Annotated in this window: 16 protein-coding genes, 1 tRNA gene and 2 pseudogenes; 9 read left to right on the forward strand and 10 right to left on the reverse strand. The window is 67.8% G+C overall.

All coding sequences use genetic code 11. From position 1 onward, the window contains the following. Positions 1-227 (forward strand): annotated as a pseudogene (locus KHB019_RS00005) (integrase core domain-containing protein); the annotation flags it as partial. Positions 228-237: 10 nt separating this feature from the next. Here KHB019_RS00005 and KHB019_RS00010 read toward each other — a convergent pair. Further along, complete coding sequence (locus KHB019_RS00010; RefSeq protein WP_337457832.1) at positions 238-795, reverse strand: phosphorylase family protein; 558 nt, start codon at positions 793-795, stop codon at positions 238-240. An 82-nt stretch (positions 796-877) separates the two neighbouring features. On the opposite strand from KHB019_RS00010, the pseudogene KHB019_RS00015 reads away from it, so the two are divergent. Continuing rightward, positions 878-1,369: pseudogene (locus KHB019_RS00015) on the forward strand (NUDIX domain-containing protein); the annotation flags it as partial. A 14-nt stretch (positions 1,370-1,383) separates the two neighbouring features. On the opposite strand, the gene KHB019_RS00020 reads toward KHB019_RS00015, so the two are convergent. From KHB019_RS00020 to KHB019_RS00030, 3 genes are read right to left on the reverse strand one after another with little or no spacing between them, the layout of a single operon-like run. Further along, on the reverse strand, positions 1,384-1,743 hold the full coding sequence (locus KHB019_RS00020; RefSeq protein ID WP_337458384.1) for an RNA-binding S4 domain-containing protein: 360 nt from the start codon (positions 1,741-1,743) through the stop codon (positions 1,384-1,386). Between the two features lie 11 nt (positions 1,744-1,754). After that, on the reverse strand, positions 1,755-2,426 hold the full coding sequence (locus tag KHB019_RS00025) for a lysoplasmalogenase family protein (protein ID WP_337457833.1): 672 nt from the start codon (positions 2,424-2,426) through the stop codon (positions 1,755-1,757). Positions 2,427-2,450: 24 nt separating this feature from the next. Next, positions 2,451-3,032 (reverse strand): GNAT family N-acetyltransferase, encoded by a 582-nt coding sequence (locus KHB019_RS00030; RefSeq protein ID WP_325471738.1) that lies wholly within the window; start codon positions 3,030-3,032, stop codon positions 2,451-2,453. A 106-nt stretch (positions 3,033-3,138) separates the two neighbouring features. Here KHB019_RS00030 and KHB019_RS00035 point away from each other — a divergent pair. Further along, a tRNA-Pro gene (locus KHB019_RS00035) sits at positions 3,139-3,215 on the forward strand. A 51-nt stretch (positions 3,216-3,266) separates the two neighbouring features. Here KHB019_RS00035 and KHB019_RS00040 read toward each other — a convergent pair. Continuing rightward, complete coding sequence (locus tag KHB019_RS00040) at positions 3,267-3,836, reverse strand: dihydrofolate reductase family protein (protein WP_325471750.1); 570 nt, start codon at positions 3,834-3,836, stop codon at positions 3,267-3,269. Positions 3,837-3,948: 112 nt separating this feature from the next. Between KHB019_RS00040 and KHB019_RS00045 the strand changes: the two genes are divergently transcribed. From KHB019_RS00045 to KHB019_RS00060, 4 genes are all read left to right on the forward strand, one after another. Beyond that, on the forward strand, positions 3,949-4,812 hold the full coding sequence (locus KHB019_RS00045; RefSeq protein WP_337457834.1) for a Rieske 2Fe-2S domain-containing protein: 864 nt from the start codon (positions 3,949-3,951) through the stop codon (positions 4,810-4,812). 17 nt (positions 4,813-4,829) lie between these two features. Further along, complete coding sequence (locus tag KHB019_RS00050; RefSeq protein ID WP_337457835.1) at positions 4,830-5,204, forward strand: A1S_2505 family phage non-structural protein; 375 nt, start codon at positions 4,830-4,832, stop codon at positions 5,202-5,204. A gap of 8 nt (positions 5,205-5,212) precedes the next feature. Then, positions 5,213-6,175: an arsenic resistance protein gene (locus KHB019_RS00055; RefSeq protein ID WP_337457836.1), complete on the forward strand. Its 963-nt coding sequence runs from the start codon at positions 5,213-5,215 to the stop codon at positions 6,173-6,175. Positions 6,176-6,311: 136 nt separating this feature from the next. After that, positions 6,312-6,491, forward strand: coding sequence for a hypothetical protein (locus KHB019_RS00060; protein WP_230103085.1), 180 nt, complete (start codon positions 6,312-6,314; stop codon positions 6,489-6,491). 589 nt (positions 6,492-7,080) lie between these two features. Here KHB019_RS00060 and KHB019_RS00065 read toward each other — a convergent pair. Genes KHB019_RS00065 through KHB019_RS00075 form a run of 3 tightly spaced genes read right to left on the reverse strand, consistent with a single transcriptional unit; the run spans position 7,081 to position 8,660 of the window. Then, complete coding sequence (locus KHB019_RS00065) at positions 7,081-7,779, reverse strand: NADPH-dependent F420 reductase (RefSeq protein ID WP_337457837.1); 699 nt, start codon at positions 7,777-7,779, stop codon at positions 7,081-7,083. 34 nt (positions 7,780-7,813) lie between these two features. Further along, positions 7,814-8,218, reverse strand: a complete 405-nt coding sequence (locus tag KHB019_RS00070) for a VOC family protein (RefSeq protein ID WP_337457838.1) — start codon at positions 8,216-8,218, stop codon at positions 7,814-7,816. A gap of 10 nt (positions 8,219-8,228) precedes the next feature. Then, the gene (locus KHB019_RS00075; RefSeq protein ID WP_337457839.1) at positions 8,229-8,660 is read right to left on the reverse strand and encodes a helix-turn-helix transcriptional regulator; all 432 of its coding nucleotides are present in this window, start codon (positions 8,658-8,660) and stop codon (positions 8,229-8,231) included. Positions 8,661-8,787: 127 nt separating this feature from the next. Between KHB019_RS00075 and KHB019_RS00080 the strand changes: the two genes are divergently transcribed. After that, a complete protein-coding gene (locus KHB019_RS00080; RefSeq protein ID WP_337457840.1) occupies positions 8,788-9,237 on the forward strand; it encodes a DUF1801 domain-containing protein in 450 nt (149 codons plus the stop codon). Between the two features lie 52 nt (positions 9,238-9,289). On the opposite strand, the gene KHB019_RS00085 is transcribed toward KHB019_RS00080, so the two are convergent. Together KHB019_RS00085 and KHB019_RS00090 are read right to left on the reverse strand one after the other, a co-directional pair. Next, positions 9,290-9,949, reverse strand: a complete 660-nt coding sequence (locus KHB019_RS00085) for a DedA family protein (protein WP_337457841.1) — start codon at positions 9,947-9,949, stop codon at positions 9,290-9,292. 42 nt (positions 9,950-9,991) lie between these two features. Continuing rightward, entirely contained in the window at positions 9,992-10,936 is a 945-nt protein-coding gene (locus KHB019_RS00090; RefSeq protein ID WP_337457842.1) for a methyltransferase family protein, read from the reverse strand. Between the two features lie 66 nt (positions 10,937-11,002). Here KHB019_RS00090 and KHB019_RS00095 point away from each other — a divergent pair, with 66 nt between their 5' ends. After that, a complete protein-coding gene (locus tag KHB019_RS00095) occupies positions 11,003-11,383 on the forward strand; it encodes a hypothetical protein (protein WP_337457843.1) in 381 nt (126 codons plus the stop codon). The last annotated feature ends 9 nt before the right edge of the window (positions 11,384-11,392 follow it).

Below are 11,392 nucleotides of genomic sequence, written 5' to 3' on the forward strand. Positions count from 1 at the left end.
GTCCGACACAAACGCACCCGCCCCTATCGTCCACAGACCAATGGCAAGATCGAGCGTTTCCACCGCACCCTCGCCGACGGCTGGGCCTACGCCCGCTTCTACGGATCCGAATCCGAACGCCGAGACGACCCGGCTGGCTGCACTTCTACAATCATCACAGGCACCACTCCGCAGTCGGAGCCGCGCCCGTCAGCAGAATCAACAACCTGCCTGGACATCACACCTAGACCAGTCGGGTCAGACTCCGTAGACCTCGCGCACGCGATCGCGCAGCTGGTGGGAGCAGGCGGTCACCGCCTGCTCCCATGTCAGGTTCGCACCGTCCTGGGCGCTGTCCGAGACGGCCTTCCAGATGCGGATCGGAACATCGAACTGCGCGGCGACCCATGCGTACGCGAACGACTCCATGTCGACCAGGCGGCCGCCGAGAGACAGGATGAGCTGCACGGCCTCCGCGTCGTCGATGAAGCTGTCGCCCGTCGCGATCGAGACATCGCCCTCACCGAGCTGCATGCGCTGCGGCATGGAGACGTGTTCGCCGCGGACACCCTCTTCGTTGATGACATCGTGCTGGAACGCCCAGTGGACCTCGTGCACGCCGGAGTCGATGGTCTCGTCGAGCGCCCCAGCGGTGCCGACCACGAGGATCTCGTCGTACGTGCCGGCGTCGAGCGCGCGGGTCAGCGCGTAGGTGGCCTTGAGCTTGCCTGGTCCGGTGACGAGGCGCTCGAACCCGGGGAGATCCTCGGGGAAGGCGACGAGTTCGGATTCGAGGGCGGCGACGAGGAGTTTCACGAGTCCATTCTCCCAGCACCGTGAATCGAAACGAATCGCAACGCATAGCCCTGACATCCGGATGCTGTGAAAGGCTGGACCCGTGACGATCGTGCCCCCGGAACCAGGAGAGCCGCGGCGCCCGCTCGGGCCGCGCGACCCCGGTGACGCCTGGGTCGTCGCCGAGACGGGGGAGCGGTACTGGGGGCGTTTCGGTGCCGCGGGTCTTCTCGCCGTGGATGCCGAGCGCGGAATCCTGCTGCAGCACCGCGTCAGCTGGAGTCATTTCGGCGGCACATGGGGTCTCCCCGGTGGGGCGCTGCACGAGGGCGAGTCCCCCATCGACGGTGCGATCCGCGAGGCGACGGAGGAAGCCGGCATCCCGGACGGTGCCGTACGCGTGCGGTTCACGAGCATCTACGACATCGAGATCTGGTCGTACACGACCGTCGTCGCCGACGTGGTGGAGCCGTTCGAACCAGTGATCAGTGACCCGGAGAGCGTCGCCCTGGAGTGGGTGCCGTTCGAGGAGGTGGACGATCGTCCGCTGCATCCGGGGTTCGCCGACGCGTGGCCTCGTCTGCGCGAGCGCCTCACGCCCTCTCTCGGTTAGTCCCGCCCGCGCAGCCTGTCGATGTCGCGGCGTTCGCGCTTGGTCGGACGACCAGCGCCGCGGTCACGGACACCGAGCGCCGCGATCGGCTCGCGCACCGGTGTGCGGTCTTCGTAGGCGAGCGCGGCGACGGGTGCACCGACGCGCTTCGTGAGCGTCTGACGGACGATGAGGATGCGGTCGAATCCGCTGATCCGCACTCGTACCTCGTCGCCGGGCTTGACGGTCTGCGCAGCCTTGATCTTGTCGCCGTTCACGCGTACATGCCCTGCACGGCATGCGGTGGTGGCCGCCGAGCGCGTCTTGTAGACGCGGATCGCCCACAGCCAGCTGTCCACTCGCACTGGGGAGGTCATCAGCTGCCCGGTCATGCGACGCTCCGCGTGCGCAGCGCCACCAAGGCGCCCGCGACGATGAGGCCCTGGCCGAGTGTGTAGGTGAGCATGACGAGGGGGCTGGTCCAGTCGGGCATCATGTCGCTCATGAACAGCCGGAACGCGAGCACGGTGTCGCTGATGAGGAAGAAGACGCCGCCCGTCACGACGAGCGGGTGGCAGCGGGCCGCGAACGCTGCGGTGCCGCCGAGCACGAGGCCGTACGCGGCGACGGCGGGAAGCAGAGAGCCGGTGTGCGGTCCGAGCACGATGATCATCCCGACCCACCAGGCTGCGTAGACGAGCGCCCACCACGGCATCCGCCGAACGCGCAATACGCGGGCGAACAGGACGATGTACGCGACGTGGGCGAGGCCGAAGAAGAGCAGCATGAGGGGCAGCTCCGGGCCGTCTGGGAAGAACGCACCGGCTCCGTCGCCGAGCCACGACAGGGCGATCGCCGCGAGCAGCAGGGCGATTGCGACGACGGGGCGCAGGCGCAACGAGACGAGCACGGGGATCGCGAGCAGTGGCATCAGCCAGAGCTTGGTCGGGTTCGCGATATCGCTGCCGATGGCGAGGGCCGCGACGTGGATGATCGACATCGCGATGTAGGGCAGGAACGCCCAGGAGAGGAGCGTTCTCAGCGGAGTGCTGCGCGGCATCCCACCATCGTATGGGTGCGCCTCTCAGACGACCTCGAGACTCACGAGCGGACGGTCGGGCTTGGGGCCGTCGATTTTCGTGAAGCCGGCAGCGAGGAACGTCGACAGGGCGCCGTGAAACAGGTCGTTGACGCGGACATCGGTCTTCGCCGTGTCGATCGGATAGCCCTCGATCACCCGGGCGCCGGCTGTTCGCGCGTACTCGATCGACGCTTGGAGGAGCGCGGCGTTCAGTCCCTGCCCTCGGTGCTCCTTGCGGACCACGAAGCAGCTGATCGCCCAGACACTGTCGTCGTCGAGGGACTCGCGGGTGGTGGCCACGATGTTTCGGGTGCGGGCGAGGCGCCGCTGCGAGAGCCGTGGCCCGACGCGGACCCAACCGGCGGCTTCGCCGTCGATGTACGCGACGATGCCAGGAGGCCGGGCGGAGACGACCTCGTCCTGGAACATCGCGGTGCGTTGATCGAGGTCGGTCGTCTCCCACTCCTTATTCGTCAATACCGGCCAGACGCACTGGCAGCTGCGACCGTCTCCACCGCCGCTCAAGGCATGCTGGATGTCTTCCCAGACCTCTGGGCTTGCGAGCGCGGTGGTGATCGTGGGCATGTTGGGCAGAGTACGCCGAGGCTCTGACACGAGCAAGGTTCTGGTTCGCGAACCCACCGCGGTGCGGCTAAGATAGGGGAGTTGCCTGCGCGAGAGCGCGAGACAACGGGCTGTGGCGCAGCTTGGTAGCGCACCTGACTGGGGGTCAGGGGGTCGCAGGTTCAAATCCTGTCAGCCCGACCAGAGTACGGCCCGGAAACTCGCAAGAGTCTCCGGGCCTTCTCCATCTCCATCTCAGGATGTCCTGCTCTTGGGTCGATACGTCCGGGCGAGACTGCGCCTGTTCGCCTCATCGATCTCGACCAGCTCCCAGTCGAAGCGGCGCCCACCGGGGACATCGAAGATACGGATCCCGTCGCCGAGGAAGACGGGCGCGACGAACACCTGCAGCTCGTCGATGAGATCGTGCTCCAGCGCCTGCCGAGCGATATCGGCGCTGATGATCTGAATGTCTCGATCGCCGGCGATCGCTTGCGCGCGGTCGATCGCCTCGACGATGGAGCAGTTCACGGCGATGACGGTCGGGTCGTCCGCCAGTTCCTCCGGCCGGTGCGTGAGGATGAACTCCGTCCCCGACCACGCTCCGCCGTAGGCTTCGGCAGTCATCTCGTCACGCTCGTCCCGCTGTGCCTGGGCCGCGTCATACCCGTCGCGGCCGGAGATGATGACGGCCACCTTCGAAGCCATCCGCTCTGTGGTGCCCTCAGCGTGCGGTTCGGAAGCGGCGAGCCACGACATATCGTGTCCGGGACCGGCGATGAACCCGTCGATCGATGCGGTGAACCCCCAGGCGACTTTGCCCATGCTGACGCTCCTTCGCTGTTGCGTGTGAGTGTAACTGAGCGGTGATCCGTCGGTCTGCTCGTCTCACCGTCAACCCGTTGACCCGGTGACCGCACGCGAGTAGACAGACGGCATGAGCGAAGCATCAGGCACGATGAAGACGCTGATCCAGAAGATCGGCCGAGCGAAGGAGCTGGATGCGCCAGCCACGACCTTGATTGGGTGGGTCAAGACGGCGACCCGGTCGAAGGGCGTGAAGAACGCCCTGTCCGGATCATGGCTCGGGCATCAACTGCATCCGATGCTCACGGACCTCCCGGTCGGCGCCTGGGGCGCTGCGGTCGCACTCGACCTCGCGGGCGGGGAGGAGAGCGCCGCAGCTGCCCGCCGCCTCGTCGGCCTCGGCATCCTGGCATCCGCCCCCACCGCTCTCTCGGGCGCCTCGGACTGGTCCGACACGATCGGCGCCGACCGTCGCGTCGGCTTCATCCACGCGGCATCCAACGCCACCGCGAGCGTGCTGCAGGCCAGCTCCTGGCTCGCCCGCCGACGCGGCCATCGTGGAGCGGGCATTGTGCTCAGCATCTTCGGCCTGTCACTCACGCTCGGCTCCGCCTATCTCGGCGGTCACCTGTCGTTCGTCCGTGGCATCGGTGTCAACCACACGGCGTTCCAGCGACCGACTCGCAAGTGGACAGATGTCGCCGCCGAGAGCGACATCGCCGAGGGCTCGCTCACCCGGGTGACGGTCGGAGACGTTCCCGTGCTGCTTGCCCGGCAGAACGGCGAGCTGCACGCGATCTCGGCGGTGTGCACGCACGCCGGGGGACCACTCGACGAAGGAACCCTCGACGCCGACGGCTGCGTCACGTGTCCGTGGCACGGCAGCCGGTTCCATCTGGAGGACGGCGAGGTCGAGCGCGGCCCAGCCAGCGTTCCGCAACCGCTCTGGGAGGTCAGCGTGGATGACGGCCGGGTCAGAGTTCGCGCAACCTGATGACAACAGCCTGCGATATGGACATCACTCCGCACATCGTCGACGTCCTGCGCCCCGATGAGGTCTTCGTGTTCGGCTCCAACTCCGGCGGTCAGCACGGCGGTGGAGCTGCGCGCGTGGCTCATCAGCGCTTCGGAGCGGTCTGGGGCGAAGGCCATGGCCATCACGGTCGGACGTACGCCATCGACACCATGAACGGGCTCGACGTGCTCGCCGACGAGGCCCGAAGCTTCATCGCGTACGCCGCAGCACATCCTGAACTCCGCTTCCTCCTCACGCCGGTCGGCTGCGGGATCGCGGGACACACGCTCGAAGAGGTCGCGCCGCTGTTCGTCGGCGTCCCCGCCAACGTCACGATCCCCGAATCCTTCGTTCCGCATCTGTCTGCTTGACTGGGCAGATGGAGCGTCTTCAGGTTCCGCTCTATCTCGCGGCCCTCGCCATCGGCGCTGTCGTCGGCCTGCTGTTTCCGGTCATCGCGCAGCCGGCCGAAATCGCCATCACACCCGTGCTCGGTCTGCTGCTCTACGCGACGTTCTGCGGCGTGCCGTTCGCGAAGATCGGCCGGGCATTCCGCGACTGGCGGTTCCTGACGACGATCTTCGCCGTGAACTTCGCCGTCGTCCCGATCGTCGTCTGGATGCTGTCCCGCATCGTCGCCCATGACCAGGTGCTGCTCGTGGGTGTCCTGTTCGTGCTGCTCACCCCGTGCGTGGACTACGTCATCGTCTTCACAGGCCTCGCCGGCGGCTCACGAGATCGGCTGCTCGCAGCCACGCCACTGCTGATGCTCGCGCAGATGCTCCTTCTGCCGCTTTACCTCTGGGCCTTCGTCGGTGCGGACTTCGTCCTCGGCATCGACCTCGCGGCGTTCGCTGAAGCCTTCGCGCTGCTCATCATCCTGCCGCTCGCCGCAGCCGGTCTCACGCAGCTCGCCGCAGCACGCACCCGCTGGGGCGGCCGGGTGCTGAGCACGGTCGAAAAGAGCATGGTGCCGCTGATGATGCTCACGCTCGCTGTGGTCGTGGCATCCCAGATCGCCGGCGTGGGGGAGCGGATCGGTTCGCTCCCGCTGGTGATCCTCGTCTTCGTCCTGTTCGCGGCGATCATGGTTCCGGTCGGACTGGCCGCAGCTCGTGTCGCTCGACTCGATGCGCCCGGCTCGCGAGCGATCGTCTTCAGCGGAGTGACGCGGAACTCGCTCGTCGTCCTGCCGCTGGTTCTTGCTCTTCCCGAGGCGTACGCCCTCGCGCCGCTGATCGTCGTCACGCAGACGCTCGTCGAACTCGTCGTGATGGTCATCGCCGTGAAGGTCGTTCCGCGGTTGATCCCGGCCGCGCGCACACGCAGCATCCCCGCATAGCGCCGCGAAACGGACGTTCTGTCACGCGCTCCGAGACCTGTCAACCCCCTCACAGCGACACCTTCGGCCCCGGGAGACTGCTCGTGATGGCGGTATCAGCTCTTGGAGCACCCCGCCACGTGATCGAGGAGGAACCATGGAATCGACACCGGACGCCGCTTCTGATGCCGGCGAAGACATCCGCGACGTGGACGACGAGATCCCCGAGGCCGATCTGCCATCGTCGGCCGAGCAGCCCGAGACCCAGGGCGATGACCCTGTGGAGGCGGAACTCGGCGACGAAGGACAGGGCGACCTCGCGCCCGAGGATCTCTGACCGGCGGAAGCAGCCGATCAAGGCCGGCGAGGAGAGTGGACACCATGTCGGAGCAGACGATATACCGAGCACCCATGCGTTCGCGCGATCCTGATGTGCCGACCGGCATCGCCGTGACGCGGGCACTCGAGGGAGGACTGTGCGGTGTCGGCGGACGACTCGATCATCCACCTGCTTCGCTGTCCGACGCCATCGTGCAGACCGATGCGACGTACGGTGAGCGCGCAGCGCGACGACTCGAGCGATTCGCGTCAGCTGCGCTCAGGTCGTTCGTGTGGACCCGCGATCTGAATGCGTCTCTGTGGCTCGGCCGGATAGGCGGGGCGTGGAGATACGACGCGAATCCGGGGGCGTGGGCTGTCGACCTGATGCACGTCCGGGCATGCGAATGGATCCCGACGCCCATCCCGCACGAGCAGGCGCCTCCGTCCGTGCGTGCCTCTTTCGCGCGCGGCGGCCGCAACTGGCAGCGGATTCGCGCCGCCGACGCCGCAACGGGAACCGCCCGGACATGGTCGCGATACTGGCACGACGCGCCGGTCCCGGGCACTCGCCCATTCGGATAGTCAGCCCGATGCACAGGTGCGAATCATGTCGCGCCGCCGGCTTCTCGCGCCCGTGCCACGACGATTCCCCGCTGTGACGCCCAGAAGCCGTCGAGCATGTCGCGCAGCTGGGCGGCGTCGACGTCGGCGCCGAACGCTTCAGCGCCTGGCTCGAGCATGATCCCCGACGCAAGAGGGCCTGCGAGCACGGGATCGAACCCGAGCGCGTCCACGAGGGATGACACGACGTCGACATCGGCCGGGTTATCACCGGCGACGGCGATCGCCTTGCGACCGGATGCCCCGGCCGGACGCGCCTCGTCCTCGAGGTCCTGATATCCCATGTGGCTCAGCGCCTTCACGACCCGCGCCCCGGCGAGGTGCGTCTGCACGAGCTCGCTGGTCGAGGTCCGCGGATCGCTGAGGTCGTCTCGGATGCCATCCGAACCCCACCAGTAGTTCATGGCGTCGATGACCAGCTTGCCGCGCAGGTCGCCTGCGGGCAGCATCCGGTACTTTCCGAGCGGAAGCGCGAGGATGACGGCATCCGACTCGGCGATCACGGTCTCGACAGGCGCGGCGATCGCACCGAGTGCCCGCATGCGCCCGGCGATGACCGCGGGGTCGCCCGAGCGCGCGACGAGGACGTGCAGGCCGGCGGATGCCGCGAGCCGGGCGAGCACGCCGCCGAGCCGGCCGGCTCCGAGAATGCCGAGGGTCTGGATCGTGCGCGCGGAGGTCACTCCGTCATCGTAGAACCCGGGCCCGAGCAGTCAGTCAGAGCTGGTTCACGCGGATGAGGTTGCCGGCCGGGTCGCGGAACGCGCAGTCGCGCACGCCGTAGTCCTGATCGGTCGGCTCCTGCACGATGTCGGCGCCGCCCGCCTCCATGCGCTCGAAGAAACCATCCAGATCATCGGTCGCGAGCGTCAGTGCGGTGTAGACGCCTTTGGCGATGAGGTTCAGGATGGTCTCGCGCTCGTCGTCGGTGATTCCGGGGTCGACCGCCGGCGGATGCAGCACGATCGACGTCGACTGACCTGCGGGTCCCACGGTGATCCAGCGCATGTTCTCGTAGCCGACGTCCTTGCGGACCTCGAATCCGAGCAGGTCGCGGTAGAAGCCGAGGGCGGCGTCCGCGTCAGTGTGGGGCAGGAAGGTGTTGTGGATGCTGATGTTCATGAAGGCCACGCTAGGCGGAGGCCGTCACCTGCGCTTCTCGATTCCTGATCGGTCTGGTGACCTGCTTGGCCAGGCACGGTGGGATGCCGTCCACTGAATGCGACGGGTCCTCGCGGTACGCGCTCGGCGAGACTCCGACGAGCTCGGAGAACCGGGTGCTGAACGTGCCGAGGGACGAGAACCCGACGGCGAAGCAGATCTCGGTGACTGACAGATCGCCACGACGCAGCAGGGTCATCGCCCGCTCGATGCGCCTCGTCATCAGGTACGAGTAGGGCGGCTCGCCGTAGATCCGCCGGAACTCGCGGCTCAGGTGACCGGCCGACATGTGCACGCCGCGGGCGAGGTCCTCGACGTTCAGCGGACGCGCGAACTCACGGTCGATCCGGTCGCGCACGCGGCGCATGACCGTGATGTCCGCCCGGTCGTCTGCACCTGCCATGCGTCCATCCTGTCAGGCCCGCTCGCGCTCCGGACAACGATCGAACGCGTCAGGAATCGAGAAGTGCCGTCGCACTCGCCGCCGATAGCGTGGGGTCACGGCAACGACACGACGAGGAGACAGGACCATGACGAAGAACGACGCCGGAGGATTCTCCGCAGAAGAGCGCGCCGCGATGAAGCAGCGTGCGGCGGAGCTCAAGGCCGACGCCAAGCGCGCCAAGGGTGCTGCGAAGGCAGCGGCCGAGAAGGCGGAGCAGCTCGCGAAGATCGCGCAGATGCCGGATGGCGACCGCGAGATGGCCGAACGCCTTCAGGAGATCGTCGAGTCCGTCGCGCCGGACCTGGCGCCGAAGCTGTATTACGGTCAGCCCGGTTACGCGCGGGACGGCAAGGTGGTGGTGTTCTTCCGCAGCGGCCAGATGGACAAGGAGCGCTATTCGACGTTCGGCGTGAGCGCGCAGGCCGCCCTGGACGAGCCGACCGGCTTCTGGCCGACCTCATACGCGCTCATCGACCCCACCGAGAAGGCATGGGAGCAGTTGAGCGAGGTCGTGAGGCGCGCGGCAGGAGCCTGATCGTAGAGTGCTGCCAATACTCGCGTCGACGCGCCCGTCGTAAGGCGGTTCGTCAGTCGGCGCTGCCGGCGGCAGCTGTCGCCCTGTTGCGGCGGAGCTGTCGGACGCGTACCACGATCCAGGCGACGACGGCGATGACGACGACCGCGATGACGACCTTCTGGAAGATTCCCGCATACTCCTCGACGATGTGCCAGTTGGCGCCGAGGTAGAAGCCGGCGAGCACGAAGATCGTGTTCCAGATCGCACTCCCCGCGGTGGTCAGCACGGTGAAGCGCAGCAACGGCATCCGTTCGATGCCCGCCGGGATCGAGATGAGGCTCCGGAAGATCGGGATCATCCGGCCGAAGAACACCGCCTTCGATCCGTGCTTCTCGAACCAGGCCTCCGTGCGCTCGACATCCTCGACTTTGATCAGCGGAAGACGCTCTGCGATCGCGTACATCCGCCGTCGCCCGAGCCAGGCGCCGATGCCGTACAGGGCGAGAGCGCCGACGATCGACCCGACCGTCGTCCAGATCAGAACCTCGGCCAGGCCCAGCGTGCCCTGCGCGGCCGTGAAGCCCGCCAGCGGCAGGATGATCTCGCTCGGCAGAGGGGGGAACAGATTCTCCAGCGCGATGGCGACGCCTGCGCCGACTCCGCCGAGGGTCTCCATGAGGGCGACCGCCCAGGCCGCGATCGCGTTGAGGTTCTCGGCTCCGGCATCCATGACCACCAGCGTAGGGAAGACCGTCTGTGGATCCCCGCAGAGTCACCCGATGTTCACGTCGGCGCTGAACGGGCGCAACTGCGGGATCCAACACCGCACGGCGTGCGCGTACTCGACATAGTCGGCGCCGAAGCGGGCTTCGAGGTCGTCCTCCTCGAGCGGTCGGACGATCCAGTTCCAGATCAGCGACCCGCTCAGGGCGTAGACGACGACCAGCCAGGACCCCACCGCGAGACCCACGGCGACACCCTGTGCGATGCCGGCGATCGCCATCGGATTGCGGACGAACCGGTACGGACCGGTGACCACCAGCCGCCGCGCCATGGCCGATGGCAGCGGTGTGCCCTCGCCGCGCGTCGACATCACGGCGGCCGACCAGAGCCCCAACGCGCCCGCGGCGACGAACAGGATGCCGCCGCCCACGCGCACCGCATCGGGGAAATCGACGTGCAGGCCCCAGCGCTGCTCGAAGTAGACGATGGCCGCCGGGATCACCCCGAGGAACAGCCCCCAGAACACGACGATCTGCGCGGCCGAGCGAGTGACGTGCGCACGGGTCGTCGTCGCGGTCGCGAGCCGGAAGGAGAACGGCCCGAAGAGGATCCACTCGGTGGGAGCACGCCCCAGCCAGACCAGCAGCCCTGCGGCGATGCTCCCGACGGTGGCGGCGATCATGAGCAGCACGCCCCACCCGGCCAGCCCTGTGAGCGTCGCGTACAGCGCCATGCCGGTAGCGACGACCGCGGTCCACGGTGCGACGATCCACACGGCCCTGCGCACGCCGACAGCGACGAGCAGCGACGCGATGACGAAGAGCGGGACGTCGAAAGCGGCCACCAGTACCGGATCCAGGCGCCCCAGTGTGAGCTCGCGGACGGACTCGGACAGGGCCGTACCGACCCACCACGCCGCGCCCGCGACCGCCTGCGCTGCGAAGTACAGGCGGCCGGTCCGCGCGTCGAGACGCGACAGCAGCGGAGACGGCATGCAGTGAGTCTAGGCGTCTGCACACGAAGCCCTTGCCTCCGCCGCCGGTCTTCGTAGGCTGTAGCCATGGACAGGACGATCGTGATCGCGATGCCCGCCCCGATCCCGCACGGGCACCGTGTCGAGGTGGTCGAGAGGGTGGATGAGAACGGCGAGCGCTCGGTCCTCGCCGTGACGGATCTGGAGACGCGGATCCGGTACGAGCACTCCCGGTCCGCCGTCCCGGGAGCGGCGACCTGGGTCGGTCGGGTTCTCGAGTGCACGGTCAACCCCGGCCGTGCAGGTTTCAGCACCACGCTGCTGGTCGACCCTGTCGGGCCCGGTGCGGCCGAAGCCGATGTGGCCCTGCGCGGGGCGGATGCCGCGGCATCCGCCGTCACGGACGAAGCGCTCCGCTGGGGCGGGGCCGACCGCAAACCCGAGCCGGAGGCGCCGCGCTTCTGGTGAGCCGACGCG

Origin of the sequence: Microbacterium sp. KHB019, assembly GCF_037285405.1 — a bacterium.
In the GTDB taxonomy this organism is placed as follows: domain Bacteria; phylum Actinomycetota; class Actinomycetes; order Actinomycetales; family Microbacteriaceae; genus Microbacterium.